The 19,915-nt window shown below is 61.1% G+C and carries 20 protein-coding genes; 9 read left to right on the top strand and 11 right to left on the bottom strand.

Annotated features, from left to right (window positions below; translation table 11 throughout):
• Window positions 1-5: 5 nt before the first annotated feature.
• The 5 genes from rng to mreB all read right to left on the bottom strand — a co-directional run bounded on the left by rng (window position 6) and on the right by mreB (window position 4,954).
• Window positions 6-1,463, bottom strand: coding sequence for a ribonuclease G (rng, locus tag JKA62_RS19005; protein ID WP_007953605.1), 1,458 nt, complete (start codon window positions 1,461-1,463; stop codon window positions 6-8).
• A 57-nt stretch (window positions 1,464-1,520) separates the two neighbouring features.
• Window positions 1,521-2,117 carry a Maf family protein gene (locus tag JKA62_RS19000; protein ID WP_011332458.1) on the bottom strand — a complete coding sequence of 199 codons (597 nt, stop codon included), beginning with the start codon at window positions 2,115-2,117 and terminating at the stop codon, window positions 1,521-1,523.
• Between the two features lie 43 nt (window positions 2,118-2,160).
• Window positions 2,161-2,652, bottom strand: coding sequence for a rod shape-determining protein MreD (gene mreD, locus JKA62_RS18995; protein ID WP_007953608.1), 492 nt, complete (start codon window positions 2,650-2,652; stop codon window positions 2,161-2,163).
• Entirely contained in the window at window positions 2,652-3,776 is a 1,125-nt protein-coding gene (gene mreC / locus JKA62_RS18990; RefSeq protein WP_201819118.1) for a rod shape-determining protein MreC, read from the bottom strand. Before mreC ends, mreD begins: the two co-directional genes overlap by 1 nt.
• 140 nt (window positions 3,777-3,916) lie before the next feature.
• Window positions 3,917-4,954, bottom strand: a complete 1,038-nt coding sequence (mreB, locus tag JKA62_RS18985) for a rod shape-determining protein MreB (RefSeq protein WP_002555108.1) — start codon at window positions 4,952-4,954, stop codon at window positions 3,917-3,919.
• 211 nt (window positions 4,955-5,165) lie between these two features.
• On the opposite strand from mreB, the gene gatC reads away from it, so the two are divergent.
• From gatC to JKA62_RS18955, 6 genes are all read left to right on the top strand, one after another.
• Window positions 5,166-5,453, top strand: coding sequence for an Asp-tRNA(Asn)/Glu-tRNA(Gln) amidotransferase subunit GatC (gene gatC, locus JKA62_RS18980; protein WP_007953612.1), 288 nt, complete (start codon window positions 5,166-5,168; stop codon window positions 5,451-5,453).
• A gap of 16 nt (window positions 5,454-5,469) precedes the next feature.
• A complete protein-coding gene (gene gatA, locus JKA62_RS18975) occupies window positions 5,470-6,921 on the top strand; it encodes an Asp-tRNA(Asn)/Glu-tRNA(Gln) amidotransferase subunit GatA (protein ID WP_011332456.1) in 1,452 nt (483 codons plus the stop codon).
• Window positions 6,922-6,931: 10 nt separating this feature from the next.
• Window positions 6,932-8,377, top strand: coding sequence for an Asp-tRNA(Asn)/Glu-tRNA(Gln) amidotransferase subunit GatB (gatB, locus tag JKA62_RS18970; RefSeq protein ID WP_201819028.1), 1,446 nt, complete (start codon window positions 6,932-6,934; stop codon window positions 8,375-8,377).
• A gap of 148 nt (window positions 8,378-8,525) precedes the next feature.
• Complete coding sequence (locus JKA62_RS18965; RefSeq protein ID WP_201819026.1) at window positions 8,526-8,900, top strand: septal ring lytic transglycosylase RlpA family protein; 375 nt, start codon at window positions 8,526-8,528, stop codon at window positions 8,898-8,900.
• 46 nt (window positions 8,901-8,946) lie between these two features.
• Window positions 8,947-10,008 carry a calcium/sodium antiporter gene (locus tag JKA62_RS18960; protein ID WP_011332453.1) on the top strand — a complete coding sequence of 354 codons (1,062 nt, stop codon included), beginning with the start codon at window positions 8,947-8,949 and terminating at the stop codon, window positions 10,006-10,008.
• Window positions 10,005-10,385 carry a carboxymuconolactone decarboxylase family protein gene (locus JKA62_RS18955; RefSeq protein WP_011332452.1) on the top strand — a complete coding sequence of 127 codons (381 nt, stop codon included), beginning with the start codon at window positions 10,005-10,007 and terminating at the stop codon, window positions 10,383-10,385. The genes JKA62_RS18960 and JKA62_RS18955 overlap by 4 nt, the downstream gene beginning before the upstream one ends.
• Before the next feature lie 9 nt (window positions 10,386-10,394).
• Here the strand turns inward: JKA62_RS18955 and JKA62_RS18950 are convergent, their stop codons facing one another.
• The 5 genes from JKA62_RS18950 to kdgD form a co-directional block, all read right to left on the bottom strand.
• The gene (locus JKA62_RS18950) at window positions 10,395-11,336 is read right to left on the bottom strand and encodes an AEC family transporter (protein ID WP_011332451.1); all 942 of its coding nucleotides are present in this window, start codon (window positions 11,334-11,336) and stop codon (window positions 10,395-10,397) included.
• Between the two features lie 97 nt (window positions 11,337-11,433).
• Window positions 11,434-12,987, bottom strand: coding sequence for a galactarate dehydratase (garD, locus tag JKA62_RS18945; RefSeq protein ID WP_201819024.1), 1,554 nt, complete (start codon window positions 12,985-12,987; stop codon window positions 11,434-11,436).
• Between the two features lie 11 nt (window positions 12,988-12,998).
• Window positions 12,999-14,363: an MFS transporter gene (locus JKA62_RS18940; protein ID WP_041475503.1), complete on the bottom strand. Its 1,365-nt coding sequence runs from the start codon at window positions 14,361-14,363 to the stop codon at window positions 12,999-13,001.
• Between the two features lie 99 nt (window positions 14,364-14,462).
• Complete coding sequence (locus tag JKA62_RS18935) at window positions 14,463-15,902, bottom strand: aldehyde dehydrogenase family protein (protein ID WP_201819022.1); 1,440 nt, start codon at window positions 15,900-15,902, stop codon at window positions 14,463-14,465.
• 61 nt (window positions 15,903-15,963) lie between these two features.
• Window positions 15,964-16,875 carry a 5-dehydro-4-deoxyglucarate dehydratase gene (gene kdgD, locus JKA62_RS18930; protein ID WP_011332448.1) on the bottom strand — a complete coding sequence of 304 codons (912 nt, stop codon included), beginning with the start codon at window positions 16,873-16,875 and terminating at the stop codon, window positions 15,964-15,966.
• A gap of 233 nt (window positions 16,876-17,108) precedes the next feature.
• Between kdgD and JKA62_RS18925 the strand changes: the two genes are divergently transcribed.
• From JKA62_RS18925 to JKA62_RS18915, 3 genes are all read left to right on the top strand, one after another.
• Window positions 17,109-18,422 carry a phospholipase gene (locus JKA62_RS18925; RefSeq protein WP_201819020.1) on the top strand — a complete coding sequence of 438 codons (1,314 nt, stop codon included), beginning with the start codon at window positions 17,109-17,111 and terminating at the stop codon, window positions 18,420-18,422.
• An 11-nt stretch (window positions 18,423-18,433) separates the two neighbouring features.
• The gene (locus JKA62_RS18920) at window positions 18,434-18,625 is read left to right on the top strand and encodes a hypothetical protein (protein WP_011332446.1); all 192 of its coding nucleotides are present in this window, start codon (window positions 18,434-18,436) and stop codon (window positions 18,623-18,625) included.
• A 102-nt stretch (window positions 18,626-18,727) separates the two neighbouring features.
• Window positions 18,728-19,102, top strand: a complete 375-nt coding sequence (locus tag JKA62_RS18915; protein WP_201819018.1) for a hypothetical protein — start codon at window positions 18,728-18,730, stop codon at window positions 19,100-19,102.
• 4 nt (window positions 19,103-19,106) lie between these two features.
• On the opposite strand, the gene JKA62_RS18910 is transcribed toward JKA62_RS18915, so the two are convergent.
• The gene (locus JKA62_RS18910) at window positions 19,107-19,853 is read right to left on the bottom strand and encodes a FadR/GntR family transcriptional regulator (protein WP_181457905.1); all 747 of its coding nucleotides are present in this window, start codon (window positions 19,851-19,853) and stop codon (window positions 19,107-19,109) included.
• Window positions 19,854-19,915 lie beyond the last annotated feature (62 nt).

Genomic DNA, 19,915 nt, shown 5'->3' with positions numbered 1-19,915 from the left:
GGGATTCAGAGCAGCACCACGTCATATTGTTCCTGGGAATACATGGTTTCCACCTGGAAGCGTATGGTGCGCCCGATGAAACCTTCAAGTTCGGCCACGTTACCGGACTCTTCATCGAGCAGGCGATCCACCACTTTCTGGTTCGCCAGCACCCGATACCCCTCGGCCTGATAGGCCCGGGCTTCACGCAGGATCTCGCGGAAAATCTCGTAGCAAATGGTTTCCGGGGTTTTCAGCTTGCCCCGGCCCTGACAGCTGCTGCACGGTTCGCACAGCACCTGCTCGAGACTTTCGCGGGTGCGCTTGCGCGTCATCTGCACCAGGCCCAACTCGGTGATGCCGATGATGTTGGTCTTGGCGTGATCGCGCTCCAGTTGTTTTTCCAGGGTACGCAGCACCTGACGCTGGTGCTCTTCGTCTTCCATGTCGATGAAGTCGATGATGATGATCCCGCCCAGATTACGCAGGCGCATCTGCCGGGCAATCGCGGTCGCGGCTTCGAGGTTGGTCTTGAAGATGGTTTCTTCGAGGTTGCGATGACCGACAAACGCTCCGGTGTTCACATCGATGGTGGTCATGGCTTCGGCCGGATCGATCACCAGATAACCGCCAGACTTCAGCGGCACCTTGCGCTCCAGGGCCTTCTGGATTTCGTCTTCGACGCCATACAGGTCGAAAATCGGTCGTTCACCCGGGTAGTGTTCCAGACGATCGGCGATTTCCGGCATCAGTTCGGCGACGAACTGCGTGGTCTTCTGGAAAGTTTCTCGGGAGTCGATGCGGATCTTCTCGATCTTCGGGCTGACCAGATCGCGCAGGGTGCGCAGCGCCAGGCCGAGGTCTTCGTAAATCACGCTCGGTGCGCCGATGGTCTTGATCTGTTCGTTGATCTGATCCCACAGGCGGCGCAGATAGCGGATGTCCATCAGGATCTCATCGGCCCCGGCACCTTCGGCGGCGGTGCGCAAAATAAAGCCGCCAGCCTCCTTGATGCCTTCTTTGGCCACGCAATCGCTGACTACCTGCTTGAGGCGTTCGCGCTCGGCTTCGTCTTCGATCTTCAGAGAAATACCGACGTGAGCGGTGCGCGGCATGTACACCAGATAGCGCGATGGGATCGACAGCTGCGTGGTCAGCCGCGCGCCTTTGGAACCTATCGGATCCTTGGTGACCTGCACCACCAGGCTCTGGCCTTCGTGTACAAGCGCACTGATGCTTTCCACCGCAGGACCTTCGCGCAGGGAAATTTCCGAGGCATGAATGAAGGCAGCACGATCCAGGCCGATGTCGACGAAGGCCGCCTGCATGCCCGGCAGGACTCGCACCACCTTGCCTTTATAGATGTTGCCGACGATCCCGCGTTTTTGCGTACGCTCGACGTGCACTTCTTGCAGCACACCGTTTTCGACCACCGCCACGCGCGATTCCATCGGCGTGATGTTGATCAGAATCTCTTCACTCATGGCAGGGTCTCGTTCAGGCATGTTCACGATAATGGCCGCATCTTGTCCGTTCGACGCTCATTGCGCGTTCAGGGTTTGCCAACAGGGTATGCCGAAATGGCCGAGCAGTTCTGCGCTTTCGCACACCGGCAAGCCGACGACCGCCGAGTAACTGCCATTGAGGCCGGCGACGAACACCGCGCCGAGTCCTTGAATGCCGTAGCCACCCGCCTTGTCCCGGGGTTCGCCGCTGGCCCAGTAGGCGGCGGCTTCTTCGCGGCTGATCGAGCGGAACCGCACCAGACTGCGCACCACCCGCGACTCGCAACGCTCGCCGTCGAGCACGGCAATCGCCGTCAGCACTTCATGCTCTTTGCCGGACAACATCATCAGCATGGCGCATGCATCGGCTTCGTCCACCGGTTTGCCAAGAATTTTGCCGTCCAGCACCACGGCGGTGTCGGCGCCGAGTACGCAAAACGGTGGCTCGGAGGTGACGATGCGCCGCCCGGCCTCGGCCTTGCCGCGCGCCAGGCGCTCGACGTAGGCCAATGGGGATTCATTGGCTAGAGGTGTTTCATCGATATCCGCGCTGATGGCGGTAAACGGGATGCCGATCTGCGTGAGCAATTCACGCCGACGCGGCGATCCTGAGGCGAGGTAAAGCTTTTTCATCAAGACATCTCCCTGTCGAGGTGCGGGCAAATGCCTGACCGAATCAGTTGATTTTGTAGCGCCGACGCAATCCACGCAAAGCGAAGCTGACCCAAGGCCAGAGCAAGGCACTGACCAGTGCCGGCAGGACCAGTGCGAGGGTCGGCTGACGGTTGCCGGTCAAGGCACTGAGCCAGAGTTGTACGAGCTGGGCCAAGCCGAAGATCACCAGAACCACCAGGCTCTGCTGCCACATCGGGAACATTCGCAGGCGTTGCTGCAATGACAACACCAGGAACGTGATCAGGGTCAGGATCAAGGCATTCTGACCGAGCAGATCACCCTGCAGCACGTCCTCGGCCAATCCCAGGCAGAACGCCGTAACCATTCCAACGGTATGCGGCAAATACAAAGCCCAGAAAGTCAGGAGCAAGGCCAGCCACAGCGGGCGCAGGATTTCCATGAAAATGGGCAGTGGCGACACACTGAGCAGAATGCCGACAATAAACGTCAGCCAGACAATCCAGCCGTTACGCGATGCGGTAGCCCCGACCATTATTCTTGCCTCCCGGTGGTAGCCGGCGCAGTGACTGGCGGTTTCGCCGCTGGTCGAGCCGCCGGCTGATTCGCCGGTGGTTTGCTGGCCGCTGGTGTGGCTGCAGGCGGTTTGCTTGCAGCGGGTTTGGCCGGCGCGGTGTCGGCAGCAGGCGCAGCCGACGGAGTCGTCGTGGCAGGAGTTGCGGCTGCGGCTGGCGGGGTGACGATTTTCGGCACCGTGGATGGAATCACCGGACCACCACCAAAGGCATCGAGGTTTTCCTGAGCCTGCGCGGCATCGTTGGCACGCTCTTCGGCCGTGCGGTTGTCACTGAACACCAGCAGCAGGTAACGGCTGCGGTTCAGCGCGGCGGTCGGCACGGCGCGAACAATGGCGAAAGGCTGGCCGGAATCGTGGATGACTTCCTTGACCGTCGCCACCGGATAACCGGCCGGGAAACGCTGACCCAGGCCGGAGCTGACCAGTAGATCGCCTTCTTTGACGTCGGCAGTGTCCGCCACGTGGCGCAGTTCCAGACGCTCAGGGTTACCGGTGCCGCTGGCAATCGCCCGCAGACCGTTACGGTTCACCTGCACGGGAATGCTGTGGGTCGAGTCGGTCAGCAGCAGCACACGTGAGGTGTACGGCATCAGTTCGACCACCTGCCCCATCAGGCCGCGAGCATCGAGCACCGGCTGACCGAGCACCACGCCATCACGCTCACCCTTATTGATGATGATGCGATGGGTGAAAGGGTTGGGGTCCATGCCGATCAGCTCGGCCACTTCGACCTTCTCGTTGACCAGCGCGGAGGAATTGAGCAACTCGCGCAGGCGGACGTTCTGCTCGGTGAGGGCGGCAAGCTTCTGCATGCGACCCTGCAACAGCAGGTTCTCCGACTTGAGTTTTTCATTTTCGGCGACGAGCTCGGTGCGACTGCCGAACTGGCTGGCGATACCTTCCCACAATCGTCCGGGCAGGTCAGTAATCCAGTAGGCGTCCATCAGCACCAGCGAGGCCTGGCTGCGTACGGGTTTAAGCAGGCTGAAGCGCGCGTCAACGACCATCAGCGCGACCGACAGTACGGCCAGCACCAACAAGCGCACGCCCAGTGAGGGGCCCTTGGCGAAAAGCGGTTTAATAAGCCGCTCCTCCCAGGCAAATGTTCTGTTTATTCATACGGCATCAAACCGGCCTGGATGAAGACTGACAGAAGATAAACGCCAACAGGCAGCACTGCAAAGTGCTGCCTGTGCGCTCACCCACATATTGCACCCGGCGATTATTCGCTGGAGAGCAGGTCCATGGTGTGCTTGTCCATCATTTCCAATGCACGGCCACCGCCGCGAGCGACGCAGGTCAGCGGATCTTCGGCAACGATCACCGGCAGACCGGTTTCCTGAGCCAGCAGCTTGTCGAGGTCACGCAGCAGCGCGCCACCACCGGTCAGCACCAGGCCACGCTCGGCGATGTCGGAAGCCAGTTCCGGCGGCGATTGCTCCAGAGCACTTTTCACCGCCTGAACGATGGTCGCCAGCGACTCTTGCAGAGCTTCCAGCACTTCGTTGGAGTTCAGGGTGAATGCACGTGGAACGCCTTCGGCCAGGTTGCGACCACGAACGTCGACTTCGCGAACTTCGCCGCCCGGGTAGGCCGTGCCGATTTCCTGCTTGATGCGTTCGGCGGTGGATTCGCCGATCAGGCTGCCGTAGTTGCGGCGCACGTAGGTGATGATCGCTTCGTCGAAGCGGTCGCCGCCAACACGTACGGACTCGGCATAGACCACACCGTTCAGGGAGATCAGCGCGATTTCGGTGGTACCACCACCGATATCCACGACCATCGAACCGCGAGCTTCTTCAACCGGCAGGCCGGCACCGATCGCTGCCGCCATCGGCTCTTCGATCAGGAACACTTCACGGGCACCGGCGCCAAGGGCCGATTCACGGATGGCACGACGCTCAACCTGGGTGGACTTGCATGGAACGCAGATCAGCACACGAGGGCTGGGCTGCAGAAAGCTGTTTTCGTGAACCTTGTTGATAAAGTATTGCAGCATCTTTTCGCAGACGCTGAAGTCGGCGATCACGCCGTCCTTCATCGGACGAATGGCAGCAATGTTGCCCGGCGTACGGCCGAGCATGCGCTTGGCCTCGGTGCCGACAGCGACGACACTTTTCTGGTTACCGTGTGTCCGAATGGCCACAACCGATGGCTCATTCAGGACGATACCGCGCTCGCGCACGTAAATAAGGGTGTTGGCAGTGCCCAGGTCAATGGAAAGATCGCTGGAAAACATGCCACGCAGTTTCTTGAACATGGGAAAGGGACCCTAGGCAACGCGTGGGTAAAAAAGTGCGGCAAACTCTAACAACGACAGGGATTTTGGGCAAGGCGCCAATATGTTAAATTGGCCGCTTTTCTGTGCACCAAGCCCCACAATCGCGGCCTTATGACCGTAGAAGTGCGGTAGTGTTCCGACAATCTAACACACGGACGCCGTCCGTCCTGTTTTCCACTGGAGAAACCCGATGGCGCTAGAACGCTCCGACGTGGAAAAAATCGCTCATCTGGCCAGCCTTGGCCTTAATGACGCCGATCTTCCACACATCACTTCGGCCCTCAACAGCATTCTCGGGCTGGTCGACGAAATGCAGGCGGTCAATACCGACGGTATCGAACCGCTGGCCCACCCGCTGGAAGCCAGTCAGCGCCTGCGCGCCGACGTCGTGACCGAAAGCAATAACCGCGAGGCTTATCAGTCCATCGCACCAGCGGTCGAAAACGGCCTGTACCTGGTTCCGAAAGTCATCGACTAAAGGGAAAGAGCCTGCAATGCATCAATTGACTCTGGCCGAGATCGCCCGCGGTCTCGCCGATAAAAAGTTTTCTTCCGAAGAGCTGACCAAAGTCCTGCTGGCGCGTATTACTCAGCTCGACCCGCAGCTCAACAGTTTCATCAGCCTCACCGAAGAGCTGGCCCTTGAGCAGGCGAAAGCCGCCGACGTGCGCCGGGCCAATGGTGAGAGTGGCGCCCTGCTCGGTGCGCCGATCGCCCACAAGGATCTGTTCTGCACCCAGGGCATCCGCACCAGCTGCGGCTCGAAGATGCTCGACAACTTCAAGGCTCCATACGACGCCACCGTGGTGTCGAAGCTGGCCGCCGCCGGCACCGTGACCCTGGGCAAGACCAACATGGACGAATTCGCCATGGGTTCGGCCAACGAGTCGAGCTGGTACGGCGCGGTGAAAAACCCGTGGAACCTGGAACACGTGCCGGGCGGTTCGTCCGGTGGTTCGGCTGCCGCGGTTGCCGCTCGTCTGTTGCCTGCCGCAACGGCCACCGACACCGGCGGTTCGATCCGTCAGCCAGCAGCATTCACCAACCTCACCGGCCTGAAACCGACCTACGGTCGCGTGTCGCGCTGGGGCATGATCGCTTACGCCTCCAGCCTCGATCAGGGCGGCCCGCTGGCTCGCACCGCCGAAGACTGCGCGATTTTGTTGCAAGGTATGGCCGGCTTCGATCCGAACGACTCCACCAGCATCGATGAGCCAGTGCCGGACTACGCCGCCGGCCTGAATGGTTCGCTGCAAGGACTGCGTATCGGCGTGCCGAAGGAATACTTCGGTGCCGGTCTCGACCCGCGCATCGCCGACCTGATCCAGAACAGCATCAAGGAGCTGCAGAAGCTCGGTGCTGTGATCAAGGAAATCAGCCTGCCGAACATGCAGCACGCGATCCCTGCGTACTACGTGATCGCCCCGGCAGAAGCCTCCTCCAACCTGTCGCGTTTCGACGGCGTGCGCTTCGGCCACCGCTGCGCAGACCCGAAGAACCTGGAAGACCTGTACAAGCGCTCCCGTGGCGAAGGCTTCGGGCCTGAAGTGCAGCGCCGGATCATGGTCGGTGCCTACGCGCTGTCCGCCGGTTACTACGACGCCTACTACCTGAAAGCGCAGAAGATCCGTCGCCTGGTGAAGAACGACTTCATGGCTGCCTTTAATGAAGTCGACATCATCCTCGGCCCGACCACGCCAAACCCGGCCTGGAAACTCGGTGCCAAGAACAGCGACCCGGTCGCCGCCTACCTGGAAGACGTCTACACCATCACCGCCAACCTCGCGGGCCTGCCGGGCCTGTCGATGCCGGCCGGTTTCGTCGACGGCCTGCCGGTCGGCGTGCAACTGCTCGCTCCGTATTTCCAGGAAGGCCGTTTGCTCAATGTTGCGCACCAGTATCAGTTGAACACTGACTGGCACACCCGCACCCCAACCGGCTTCTGAGGAGACACACATGCAATGGGAAGTCGTGATCGGGCTGGAGATTCACACCCAGCTCACCACCCGGTCGAAAATCTTTTCCGGTAGTTCCACCCAGTTCGGTTCCGAGCCGAACACCCAGGCCAGCCTGATCGACCTGGGCATGCCCGGCGTGCTGCCGGTGCTCAACCAGGAAGCGGTGCGCATGGCGGTGATGTTCGGTCTGGCGATTGACGCCGAGATCGGTCAGCACAACGTGTTCGCCCGTAAAAACTACTTCTACCCGGACCTGCCGAAGGGCTACCAGATCAGCCAGATGGAGTTGCCGATCGTCGGCAAGGGCCACTTGGACATCGCTCTGGAAGACGGCACGGTCAAACGCGTCGGCATCACCCGCGCGCACCTGGAAGAAGACGCCGGCAAGAGCCTGCACGAAGAATTCAGCGGTGCCACCGGCATCGACCTGAACCGTGCCGGCACGCCGCTGCTGGAAATCGTGTCCGAGCCTGACATGCGCAGCGCCAAGGAAGCCGTGGCCTACGTCAAGGCGATCCACGCGCTGGTACGTTACCTGGGCATCTGCGATGGCAACATGGCCGAAGGCTCGCTGCGTTGCGACTGCAACGTGTCGATCCGTCCGAAAGGCCAGGCCGAGTTCGGCACCCGCTGTGAAATCAAGAACGTCAACTCGTTCCGCTTCATCGAGAAGGCGATCAACTCCGAGATCCAGCGTCAGATCGACCTGATCGAAGACGGCGGCAAAGTGATCCAGCAGACCCGTCTGTACGATCCGAACAAGGACGAAACCCGTCCGATGCGCAGCAAAGAGGAAGCCAACGACTACCGTTACTTCCCCGATCCGGACCTGCTGCCGGTGGTCATCGAGGACTCGTTCCTCAATGACGTGCGCGCCACCCTGCCGGAACTGCCACCGCAGAAGCGCGAGCGCTTCCAGAGTGCGTTCGGTCTGTCGGCCTATGACGCCAACGTGCTGGCCACCAGCCGTGAGCAGGCGGACTACTTCGAGAAAGTCGCCAGCATCGGCGGCGACGCCAAACTGGCGGCGAACTGGGTGATGGTCGAGTTGGGCAGCCTGCTCAACAAGCAGAACCTGGACATCGAGGATTCGCCAGTTTCGGCCGAACAACTGGGCGGCATGCTGCAGCGCATCAAGGACAACACCATCTCCGGCAAGATCGCCAAGGTGGTGTTTGAAGCGATGGCCAACGGCGAAGGCAGCGCAGACGAGATCATCGAAAAGCGCGGCCTGAAGCAAGTGACCGACACCGGCGCAATCTCGGCGGTGCTGGACGAAATGCTCGCGGCCAATGCCGAGCAGGTCGAGCAATACCGTGCGGCAGACGAAGCCAAGCGCGGCAAGATGTTCGGCTTCTTCGTCGGCCAGGCCATGAAAGCCTCCAAAGGCAAGGCCAACCCGCAGCAAGTGAACGAACTGCTGAAAAGCAAGCTCGAAGGCTGACCACAATGGAGCCAGATCCAAAGCCTGGCTCCATTCCCTGTGGGAGCGAGCATGCTCGCGACAGCGCAATTTCAGACACTGCAAAAGTGACTGACGGATCGCCTTCGCCAGCAAGCTCGCTCCCACATTGTTATTTGGGAGCTTTCGAATGAAACGTCTGCTCGGCGCCTGCGCCCTGCTCTCCTTGCTGGCCGGTTGCGCCAGCACCGATGTCATCGACCCGCACGGTTACGACCAGACCGGCGTCGCCTCCTATTACGGTGCCAAGCACCACGGTAAACGCACCGCCAGCGGCGAAGCGTTCAACCAGAATTCTTTGACAGCCGCCCACCGCCAGTTGCCGTTCGGCACCCGGGTGAAGGTCACCAACCTGAAAAACGATGAATCCGTCGTGGTCCGCATCAACGACCGCGGCCCGCACACCCGTGGCCGCCTGATCGATGTTTCACGTGCGGCGGCCGAACAGCTCGGTATGCTGCGCAGTGGAACGGCCCGGGTCCGGATCCAGGCCCTCGACGACTGATGGAGCGTCCACTATTTTCGGACTGACCGACTTACCCCTGATCAGTGTGATCGAATTGCTCAGCGGGCTGTTCCTGCTGATCGCCGGCGCCGAGCTGATGGTGCGCGCCGCCGTGCGCCTGGCCGCGCGTCTGCATGTCCGACCGCTGATCATCGGCCTGACCATCGTCGCCCTCGGCAGCAGCGCTCCGCAAATGGCCGTCAGCCTGCAAGCCGTGCAGGCGCACACGCCGGACATCGCCGTCAGCAGCGTGATCGGCAGCAGCATTTTCAACATTCTCGTCACCCTCGGCCTGTCGGCGCTGATCATTCCGCTGCGGGTATCGCGGCAATTGGTGCGCCTCGACATTCCACTGATGATCGGTGCCAGCCTGCTGGTGTTCGTCCTGGCATGGAATGAAGAGCTCGGGCGCTTCGACGGCATTCTGTTGCTCGGCGCCCTCGCCCTGTATCTCGGATTATTGCTGCGCCAGTCGCGGCACTCGGCCCGCCCGCACTCCGATCAACCCCACGATCCGCAGGCCCCATGGTTCACCAGCCTGCTGATGATTGTCGGCGGTCTGGGCATGCTGGTGTTCGCCGGGCATCTGCTGCTGGGGGCGGCCGTGGTGGTGGCCACCGATCTGGGGTTCTCCGAGCGGGTGATCGGCCTGACCGTGGTCGCGGTCGGCACCTCGCTGCCGGAACTCGCCACCTCGCTGATCGCTGCGTTGCGCGGTCAGCGGGACATCGCCGTGGGCAACGTGATCGGTGCCAACCTGTTCAACCTGCTTGGGGTGCTGGGCCTCACCGCACTGATCGCGCCGACGCCGCTGTCGGTCTCGCCGAACGCACTGGATTTCGACCTGCCGGTGATGCTCGGCGTCGCCGCGCTGTGCCTGCCGGTGTTCTATTCCGGTTACCGCGTGACCCGGGCCGAAGGCCTGTTGCTGCTGGGTTTGTACCTGGCGTACGGGCTGCACGTGGTGTCGTTCACCACCGGCATGCCACTGGCCGGCAAACTCGAGCGATTGATGCTGTTTTATGTGCTGCCGACGCTGCTGGCGTTTCTGTTTTTCACGTCCGTGCGCGCCTGGCGCCGCCAACACCACAAGAGGGATATGCCATGACCGAATCGAAGAAATCCGGGGTTGAAGTCCGCCGTCAGGTAATGGGCGACGCGTTTGTCGACCGCGCGCTGGGCAATGCCACGGAGTTCACTCAACCCTTGCAGGACTTCGTCAACGAACACGCCTGGGGCGGCGTGTGGAATCGCGAAGGTTTGCCGCTGAAGACTCGCAGCCTGATCACCCTCGCCGCGCTGACCGCGTTGAAGTGCCCGCAGGAATTGAAGGGTCACGTACGCGGTGCGTTGAACAATGGCTGCACGGTCGATGAGATCCGTGAAGCGCTGCTGCATTGCGCGGTGTACGCCGGCGTACCGGCGGCGATCGATGCGTTCCGCGCGGCGCAGGAAGTGATCGACAGCTACCAGAAGCCCGAGTAACCGCCGGCCTCAGATCCACCCGCCCCACTGCAGGAAGAAGATCCCGATATTGGTGGTGATCGCTGCCATCAATGTGGTCAGCACGATGATCGCCGCCGCCAGTTCATGGTTGCCCTGTGCCGCACGGGCCATGACGAAACTGGCGGCGGCGGTCGGGCTGCCGAAGTACAGAAACAGAATTCCCAGCTCCGCCCCGCGAAAGCCCCAGAGCCACGCGCCCAGCGTGGCGATCACCGGCAGACCGACCATCTTCACCAGACTCGAACTGAGCGCCATGTTGCCGCTCTTGCGCAGCGCCGCCAGCGACAGCGTACCGCCAATGCAGATCAGGGCCAGCGGCAGCGTGGTTTGCGCCAGGTACTGGCCGGAGGTTTCCAGCCACCCCGGCAGACCGATCTTGAAATAAGCGAACGGCGCCGCCGCGATCACGCTGATGATCAACGGATTGCTGACCACGCTTTTGCAGATGCTCCACGGATCGGACTTGATCACCGGGCTGTACACCGCCAGCACGATGGTCGACAGGGTGTTGTAGAACAGGATCACCAGCGCCGCGAGAATCGCCCCGAGGGAAATCCCGTAGTCGCCATACATGCTCGCCGCCAGCGCCAGGCCGATCACCCCGTTGTTGCCGCGAAACGCGCCTTGGGTGTAGATGCCCCGGTCTTCACGCGGGCAGCGGAAAATCGCCCAGCCCCAGGCCAGGGCAAAACTGACCAGCGTGGCAAGGGCGAAATAGATGAGCAGCGCCGGTTGCAGCGCGGCGTGCAGGTCGGCGTGCAGGATGCCGAGAAACAGCAGCGCCGGCATGGTGACGTTGAACACCAGCGACGAGGCCGTGTGGATAAAGTTGTCGTTGATCCAGTCGATGCGCTTGAGCAGCACCCCCAGAAACAGCATGGCAAACACCGGCGCGGTGATGTTCAGGGTTTCGAGGAAGATTGCCAGCATGCCGGGGAGCCTTGGAGGTGAGCGTCGTTAGGGGGCTAATGATAAGCCACTTTCACCCCGTTCGTTCCCACGCTATGCGTGGGAACGATCAACAGACTCAGGTGATAGGCGCCGGATTGAACAACGTAATGTCGTTATGCAGCTTGTGCTTCTCCGCCCACGTCTGCTGCTTGCCGCTCGCCACATCCAGGTAGTAGTGGAACAACTCCCAGCCCAACTCCTCGATGGACGCACGCCCGGTAGCAATCCGCCCGGCATCGATGTCGATCAGATCCGGCCAGCGCTGCGCCAGCTCCGTACGGGTCGAAACCTTCACCACTGGCGCCATCGCCAACCCGTAAGGCGTGCCACGACCGGTCGTGAACACATGCAGGTTCATCCCCGCCGCCAGTTGCAACGTACCGCAGACAAAATCACTCGCCGGCGTCGCACAAAAAATCAAACCCTTCTGCTTGAAGCGCTCCCCGGGGCCGAGCACGCCGCTGATCGCACTGCTGCCGGACTTCACGATCGAGCCCAGCGACTTCTCGACGATGTTCGACAACCCGCCCTTCTTGTTGCCCGGCGTGGTGTTGGCGCTGCGATCCGCTTCACCCTTGGCCAGGTAACGGTCGTACCAGTCCATCTCGCGCACCAGTTCCTCGGCAACGGTTTTGGTCTGGGCCCGTGAGGTCAGCAGGTAAATCGCGTCGCGCACTTCGGTGACTTCGGAAAACATCACCGTCGCCCCCGCACGCAGCAGCAAGTCCGAGGCATAACCAAGCGCCGGGTTGGCGGTGATCCCGGAAAACGCATCGCTGCCGCCGCACTGCATGCCCAGGATCAACTCGGACGCCGGCACGGTTTCCCGGCGGCGCTGGTCGAGTTTCTTCAGTCGGACTTCAGCCAACTCCATGATCTGCTCGATCATCTCGGTGAAACCGTGACTGGAATCCTGCAAGCGATACAGCCACGGCTCGCTCAGATCCACCGAAGCATCGTCTTCATGCATCACCTGCCCGGCCTGCAATTTTTCGCAGCCCAGGCTGATCACCAGCGCCTCGCCACCGAGGTTCGGGTTGCGCGCCAGATTGCGCACCGTGCGGATCGGGATGTAGGCGTCGGTGGCCGTGATGGCCACGCCGCAACCGTAACTGTGGGTCAGCGCCACCACGTCATCGACGTGCGGGTACTTCGGCAACAGTTCATCCTTGATCCGCTTCACCGCGTGATCCAGCACCCCGGTGACGCATTGCACGGTAGTGGTGATCCCGAGGATGTTGCGCGTGCCGACCGTACCGTCGGCGTTGCGGTAACCCTCGAACGTGAAACCTTCCAGCGGAGCCTGCGCGGCCGGCACATCGGTGGACAGCGGCAGGCTGTCCAGCGGCGGCGCGGTCGGCATGCGCAGTTGATCTTCCTTGACCCAACTGCCACGGGGAATCGGCTGCAACGCGTAGCCGATGATCTGGCCGTAGCGAATCACCGTGCCGCCCTCGGGAATATCCACGAGGCTGACCTTGTGACTCTGCGGTACAAAATCCACCGTCACCAGGCCATCGGCAAATGCGGTGCCGGCCGGCACGCCCTGGTCGTTGACCACTACCACTACGTTGTCCCGCTCGTGCAGGCGGATGTAGCGCGGCGAGTCGGAATGTTCAATCAAATGCATGACGCCGCTCCTCAGGAATGCGCTTGAGACAATTTGCCGGTGGCTTCGGAACCGCCATTGGTTGGCGGCTCTTTAAGTACCACACGTTTGATCGGGCCGACGATCACCAGGTAGCTGAACACCGCCACGAGTGCGTTGGCGCCGACGAACACCAGTGCCCATTTGAACGAGCCGGTGGAACTGATGATGTAGCCGATAACGATCGGGGTGGTGATCGACGCGATGTTGCCGAAGGTGTTGAACAGGCCGCCACTCAGACCGGCGATCTGTTTCGGCGAGGTGTCGGAGACCACCGCCCAGCCCAGCGCGCCCACGCCTTTGCCGAAGAATGCCAGGGCCATGAAACCGACCACCATCCATTCAACGTCCACATAGTTGCAGGCCACGATGCTGCTCGAAACCAGCAGACCGGCAATGATCGGCGCCTTGCGGGCGAACGTCAGCGAATGGCCCTTGCGCAGCAGATAATCGGAAATCACCCCGCCGAGCACGCCACCGATAAAACCGCAGATCGCCGGCAACGAGGCGATGAAACCGGCCTTGAGGATGGTCATGCCGCGCTCCTGCACCAGGTACACCGGGAACCAGGTCAGGAAGAAATAGGTGATGCCGTTGATGCAGTACTGGCCCAGGTAAACGCCGAGCATCATGCGATTGGTCAGCAGCTGGCGGATGTAATCCCATTTCGGGCCGTCAGCTTTTTTGCCTTGTTTCTGGTCCATGTCGACCATGCCGCCGTTGTCGGCGATGAACTTCACTTCCGCTTCGTTGGCCATCGGGTGTTGGCGCGGGCTGTGGATAACCTTCAGCCAGACCAGCGAGAACACGATACCGAGCAGGCCCATGACGATGAACACGTGCTCCCAGCCAAAGGAGAACACGATCCAGCCCATCAGCGGCGCGAACAACACGGTGGCGAAGTATTGCGCCGAGTTGAAGATCGCCGAAGCGGTGCCGCGCTCAGCGGTCGGGAACCAGGCCGCGACGATGCGTGCGTTACCGGGGAACGATGGCGCCTCGGCCAGACCGACCAGAAAGCGCAGCATGAACAGCGCGACGATGGCCGTGGACATGCCGAACTCACCGACGAAGCCTTGCAGCACGGTGAACAGCGACCAGGTGAAGATGCTCAGGGCATAGACTTTTTTCGAGCCGAAGCGATCGAGCAGCCAGCCGCCGGGAATTTGCCCGGCCACGTAGGCCCAACCGAAAGCAGAGAAGATGTAGCCGAGGGTGACCGCGTCGATGCCGAGGTCTTTTTGCAAACTGGAACCGGCGATCGCGATGGTGGCACGGTCGGCGTAGTTGATCGTGGTCACCAGGAACAGCATGAGCAGGATCAAATAGCGGACGTGAGTCGGCTTGGACGATTGCATGTAGATGTACTCCCACTGATTATTTTTATGCGGGTAAAACATTCTTTGGTCTTGTGCCGCGCTGGGCCTCAGGCGAAGGCCCGGCGCGGGTGCAGCGATTTACGAACCGATGTAGCTGGTCTTCACGACCGTGTAGAACTCTTGCGCATAGCGGCCTTGCTCACGTGAGCCATAGGATGAACCCTTACGGCCACCGAACGGAACGTGATAATCGACACCGGCGGTCGGCAGGTTGACCATCACCATCCCGGCCTGGGAATGACGTTTGAAGTGGTTGGCGTACTTCAGCGACGTGGTGGCGATGCCCGCCGACAGACCGAATTCGGTGTCGTTGGCCATGGCCAGTGCAGCCTCGTAATCGGCCACGCGGACGATGTTGGCCACCGGGCCGAAGATCTCTTCGCGGCTGATGCGCATCGAGGCTTCGCTGTCGGCAAACAGGGTCGGCGCGAGGAAGTAACCCTCGGTGTCACACGTCACCAAACCACCGCCGCTGACCAGACGCGCACCTTCGGACTGACCGATGTCGATGTATTTCATGTCCTGCTCAAGCTGCGCTTGCGAGACCACCGGACCGATGTCGGTGCCGGCCTTCAGCGCGTGACCGACCTTGATCGACTTCATGCGCTCGGCCATGGCTTCGACGAACTTGTCGTGAATGCCGGCGGTGACGATCAGACGGCTCGATGCCGTGCAACGCTGGCCGGTGGAGTAGAACGCGCTCTGCACCGACAGCTCGACCGCCTGCTTGAGGTCGGCGTCGTCGAGAATGATCTGCGGGTTCTTGCCGCCCATCTCCAGCTGAACCTTGGCCTGACGCGACACGCAATTGACCGCGATCTGACGGCCCACACCGACGGAGCCGGTGAAGCTGATGCCGTCGACTTTCGGGCTGCTGACCAGTGCTTCACCGACCACGCGACCGCTGCCCATCACCAGGTTGAACACGCCGGCCGGGAAGCCTGCGCGGGAGATGATTTCGGCCAGCGCCCAGGCACAGCCCGGCACCAGATCCGCCGGCTTCAACACCACGCAGTTGCCGTAGGCCAGGGCCGGGGCGATTTTCCACGACGGGATGGCAATCGGGAAATTCCACGGGGTGATCAGACCGACCACGCCGAGGGCTTCGCGGGTGACTTCAACGTTGACGCCCGGACGCACCGACGGCACGTAGTCGCCGGACAGACGCAGGCATTCACCGGCGAAGAACTTGAAGATGTTGCCGGCGCGGGTCACTTCGCCGATGGCTTCCGGCAGGGTCTTGCCCTCTTCCCGGGCCAGCAGGGTGCCGAGTTCTTCGCGGCGGGCGAGGATTTCAGTGCCGACTTTGTCCAGCGAGTCGTGACGGGCCTGAATGCCCGAAGTCGACCACGCCGGGAACGCGGCGCGAGCGGCGTCGATGGCGGCATTGACTTGAGCCAGGTCAGCCTTGGCGTAATCGCCGATGGTATCGCTCAGTTCGGACGGGTTGATGTTCGCCGAGTAATCGTTGCCGGCGACCCATTCACCGTTGATGTAGTTGTCATAGCGCTTGGTCACGAATCATTCTCCTGACGCAAAAAGCCGCTGATTGCTCAGCGGCCTTGTTTATAGAGGTGTGTTACTGCGCACCTTGCTTGTCGATCAGCGCAGCGAGCATTTCGTACTCTTCGCCGGTCAAGTCGGTCAGCGGCGCACGCACCGGGCCGGCGTCATAACCGGCGATCTTGGCGCCAGCCTTGACGATGCTCACGGCGTAACCGGCCTTGCGGTTGCGGATGTCGAGGTACGGCAGGAAGAAGTCGTCGATGATCTTGCCGACGGTGGCGTGATCTTCGCGGGCAATGGCGTGGTAGAAGTCCATCGCGGTTTTCGGGATGAAGTTGAACACCGCCGACGAGTAGACCGGCACGCCCAGGGCCTTGTAGGCAGCGGCGTAGACTTCGGCGGTCGGCAGACCACCGAGGTAGCTGAAGCGATCGCCGAGGCGACGACGGATCGACACCATCAGTTCGATATCGCCCAGACCGTCCTTGTAACCGATCAGGTTCGGGCAGCGCTCGGCCAGACGCTCCAGCAGCGGCGCGGTCAGGCGGCAGACGTTGCGGTTGTAGACCACCACGCCGATGTTGACCGATTTGCACACCGCTTCAACGTGGGCGGCAACGCCGTCCTGGCTGGCTTCGGTCAGATAGTGCGGCAGCAACAACAGGCCTTTGGCGCCCAGACGCTCGGCTTCCTGAGCGTATTCGATGGCCTGACGGGTCGAACCGCCGACACCGGCGAGGATCGGCACGCTGCTGGCGCAAGTGTCGACGGCAGTCTTGATGATTTCCGAGTATTCGCTGGCAGCCAGGGAGAAGAATTCACCGGTGCCACCGGCGGCGAACAGGGCTGAAGCACCGTACGGGGCCAGCCATTCCAGGCGTTTGATGTAGCCAGCGCGGTTGAAATCGCCCTGGGCATTGAAATCGGTCACCGGGAACGACAGCAGGCCGGCGGAGAGGATGGACTTCAGTTCTTGTGGATTCATTATTCGAACACCCTGGTAGCAACGTTTTTTGTGAGTGGACCGTTCAGCCTTCGCCGAAGTTGTAGGTCATCGTACAACTTAAAATATAACCGTCAACTGCATTTCATCGTCTTCGCCTCCTCCTGCGTGGGACTCTGCTTACCTTGACGTAGGAAACTTCTGGGCTAGGCTGCCGATTACTGTATATAAGTACAGTTAAATATTTTTACGGATGGCATATCAAGGAGCAAGAAATGTCAGATCCACAAAACGATCCACAACAACCGCCGGTCCCGCTCATTGCCCGGTTCGAGGAGTTGTTTAGCGAAACGGGGATCGAGATCGACGGCGAACAGTCTCACCTCATATTGCTGGCGACCGATTCGCACATCGAGCCCCCGCCTCCCAACCCGGGTAAACCAAGGGCAAGCAAAGGGATCGGGCTGTATTACGAAATACTTGAACACACGGCCATCGGCGACAATGTGCTGCTGCGTCAGGACACAACAACGCCACCAAGACCGGCCAGCAAGGTTCCCCTGCATCTGCCCAATGGATTGGCACTGACCTACGGTCAGATATTGGGCTTGGGTGGCGATTTCTATGGGATCCCCGAGCAACCGATCTGCGACGGCGCGACAGCCGCCGAGCGCCTTCAGCGCTTTACTGCTGCGTTCAATTCCCTGGCAACCGCATCTTCTGCGAAAGCTGAGGCAGGCAAGATTCTCGAGGTCGCCAAACAAGAGGCTGCGGCGGTCGAACAAGCCATCCACGAGGGCAAGCCCGCGCATGAGGCGTACGAGAAACTGGGTGATACGTTGTCCGAAGAGTGGAATAAAATCACCGGCGGCGGAAGTTTTGTCTCCGCCCTTTTTCCACTGGGTCGCTATCTGAAACTCGCGGCCAACAACCCCGACCATTTTGGCAAATGGGCAAAACGCGCCTATATCGCCGGCCACTCGGCAGCACTCAAACAGGCCGTCGCCGCCCATGGGACGCAGGACACCGCGGCCCTGGAACTGGCCTACGCCATGAATGCCTTCGCCGATCATTTCCTCACCGACCTGTTTGCCTCCGGTCACCTGCGCGTTCCGCGCCGTGAGCTGGCGGCGGTGGTGACACCCGGCGATCTGGGTTCGCTGATTTCTCGTTTCATGCACGACGAAGACAACCAGTTTGGCCTCAAGGTGCGCAATAGCCTGAGCGAGCACTGGCGCACTTTTGGCGACAAACGCTACTTCGACCTCATCCCTGACGAGGAACAGTTCGCCAACCAGTCCCATGTCAAACAGGCTACCCAGGCCTCCGCCGACGAAGTGTTCGACGCCTACCTCAGTGGCAAGCGCCCTGATGAGTCCGATTTCGCCGCGCTGAAGCACCTGCCGGATCTCGATGATGTGCACAAAGTGGAGAACAACTTCTCACCACTGTTCCGCGTCCAGGGCAACAAAGTCCTGCGGCGCAAGGACGTCAACAACCTCAACGACACCGCCACCGTCGACGACTGGTGGGGCTGGAGCACTTACCTGCTGCTCAAGGACTATCACCCAGCCGGCAATACGAATTAAGGAGCGATTCGATGAGCATCAAATTGAAACTGGAACTGGCCTCGGGCCAATCGTTGAAAGGTGCGCCGCTGCAATTGCTGCGCGACGGTGTGGCCATCGCTCGGGCGTCGGTGGACGCTGAGGGCCACGCGACGTTCGACGTCAGCCCCGGCCCCGGCAAACTCGCGGTCAGGGTGGATCGTTCGATTCTGCCCCACAGCTGAAATGCCCGGACAAGATTGCCCCGGCGCGCCTCACGAATTCGCCGGGTAAAGTGCAACGACTGCCGCGAAGGATCGCGGCAGATCTTTCAAGGAGAACGAACCATGACGTTTGCCGCTGCACACCTTCCGCAATTTCCCGATCACGCCAGCGACTCGATCATCCTGCGGTTATCGAGCCTGGATGACGACCTGAGCGTTCGTGTACCCGATGGCCAGAACACACCGCCGAACTGGGATGTGTACCCGATCCTCGGTGACGATCCTGAAGAGCCTGAATGGCAGGGTTTGTCGGAGCCGACCGGCGTCTGGGATGACGCACTCGACGATATGGTCGGCCTGACCGGGATCGAACTGAGCATCCCCAGATTCGAGCTGGAAAAGTACCTGAACAACACCGTCGAACTGCGTTACAAGTTTGCTGATGAGGCCAGTCTGGAGCCGTGTTCGGAACCACTGAAACTCTACATCGAAGCCTGATTTCTCACCCCTGCGCCTGCGCCTCTTCATGCGCCTGACGCAGCCGTTCGCGGCTGTTGGTCAGGTGCAGGCGCATGGCCGCACGGGCGGCATCGGAATCCTGACGGGCGATGGCGTCGTAGATTTCTTCGTGTTCGCGGCTCAGGCGATTCATGTAGTGCTGCTGATCGTCATGGGCCAGGCGCGCCGAATTCAGGCGAGTGCGCGGAATGATGCTGGTGCCCAGGTGGGTCATGATGTCGGTGAAATAGCGGTTGCCGGTGGACAGCGCGATTTGCAGATGGAACTGGAAGTCCGACGCCACTGCATCGCTGGCGTGGGCCACGCTGTCATTCAGCGCATCAAGGGCCGCGCGCATCGCAGCAAGTTGCTCGGCGCTGCGGCGCTGTGCGGCGAGGCCGGCGGATTCGACTTCGAGGCTGATACGCAGTTCGAGAATGGCCAGCACGTCACGCAGGGTGACCACGGTGGCCGGGTCGATCCGGAAACCGCTCGGGCTCGGGGTGTCGAGCACGAAGGTGCCGATGCCATGACGGGTTTCCACCTGCCCCGCCGCCTGCAAACGGGAAATCGCCTCGCGCACCACGGTGCGGCTGACGCCATGGGCCTCCATGATCGCCGACTCGGTCGGCAACTTGTCGCCGCGCTTGAGCAGACCGTCGCGGATCTGCTCGGTCAGCACCGTCACCAGTTCCTGAGCCAGGCTGCGGCGCTTGCGAGGGAGACGCGGGGTGTCGATCGTGTTTTCCATGGTTTGCATCTTGTCTCGAAAATTCGGCTTGTGGGCATCATAGCTCAAGCGGGTTGTACGAT

Origin of the sequence: Pseudomonas sp. B7 (assembly GCF_016735645.1) — a bacterium.
Classification (GTDB): domain Bacteria; phylum Pseudomonadota; class Gammaproteobacteria; order Pseudomonadales; family Pseudomonadaceae; genus Aquipseudomonas; species Aquipseudomonas glycinae.
The sequence above is the reverse complement of the archived record's forward strand: the minus strand, read 5'-3'. Positions and strand labels throughout refer to the sequence as shown.

Coding starts and splice junctions, on each gene's coding strand:
- rng (WP_007953605.1), bottom strand. CDS start 1,463: ATGAGTGAAGAGATTCTGATCAACATCACGCCGATGGAATCGCGCGTG.
- JKA62_RS19000 (WP_011332458.1), bottom strand. CDS start 2,117: ATGAAAAAGCTTTACCTCGCCTCAGGATCGCCGCGTCGGCGTGAATTG.
- mreD (WP_007953608.1), bottom strand. CDS start 2,652: ATGGTCGGGGCTACCGCATCGCGTAACGGCTGGATTGTCTGGCTGACG.
- mreB (WP_002555108.1), bottom strand. CDS start 4,954: ATGTTCAAGAAACTGCGTGGCATGTTTTCCAGCGATCTTTCCATTGAC.
- gatC (WP_007953612.1), top strand. CDS start 5,166: ATGGCGCTAGAACGCTCCGACGTGGAAAAAATCGCTCATCTGGCCAGC.
- gatA (WP_011332456.1), top strand. CDS start 5,470: ATGCATCAATTGACTCTGGCCGAGATCGCCCGCGGTCTCGCCGATAAA.
- gatB (WP_201819028.1), top strand. CDS start 6,932: ATGCAATGGGAAGTCGTGATCGGGCTGGAGATTCACACCCAGCTCACC.
- JKA62_RS18965 (WP_201819026.1), top strand. CDS start 8,526: ATGAAACGTCTGCTCGGCGCCTGCGCCCTGCTCTCCTTGCTGGCCGGT.
- JKA62_RS18955 (WP_011332452.1), top strand. CDS start 10,005: ATGACCGAATCGAAGAAATCCGGGGTTGAAGTCCGCCGTCAGGTAATG.
- JKA62_RS18950 (WP_011332451.1), bottom strand. CDS start 11,336: ATGCTGGCAATCTTCCTCGAAACCCTGAACATCACCGCGCCGGTGTTT.
- garD (WP_201819024.1), bottom strand. CDS start 12,987: ATGCATTTGATTGAACATTCCGACTCGCCGCGCTACATCCGCCTGCAC.
- JKA62_RS18940 (WP_041475503.1), bottom strand. CDS start 14,363: ATGCAATCGTCCAAGCCGACTCACGTCCGCTATTTGATCCTGCTCATG.
- kdgD (WP_011332448.1), bottom strand. CDS start 16,875: ATGAATCCACAAGAACTGAAGTCCATCCTCTCCGCCGGCCTGCTGTCG.
- JKA62_RS18925 (WP_201819020.1), top strand. CDS start 17,109: ATGTCAGATCCACAAAACGATCCACAACAACCGCCGGTCCCGCTCATT.
- JKA62_RS18920 (WP_011332446.1), top strand. CDS start 18,434: ATGAGCATCAAATTGAAACTGGAACTGGCCTCGGGCCAATCGTTGAAA.
- JKA62_RS18915 (WP_201819018.1), top strand. CDS start 18,728: ATGACGTTTGCCGCTGCACACCTTCCGCAATTTCCCGATCACGCCAGC.
- JKA62_RS18910 (WP_181457905.1), bottom strand. CDS start 19,853: ATGGAAAACACGATCGACACCCCGCGTCTCCCTCGCAAGCGCCGCAGC.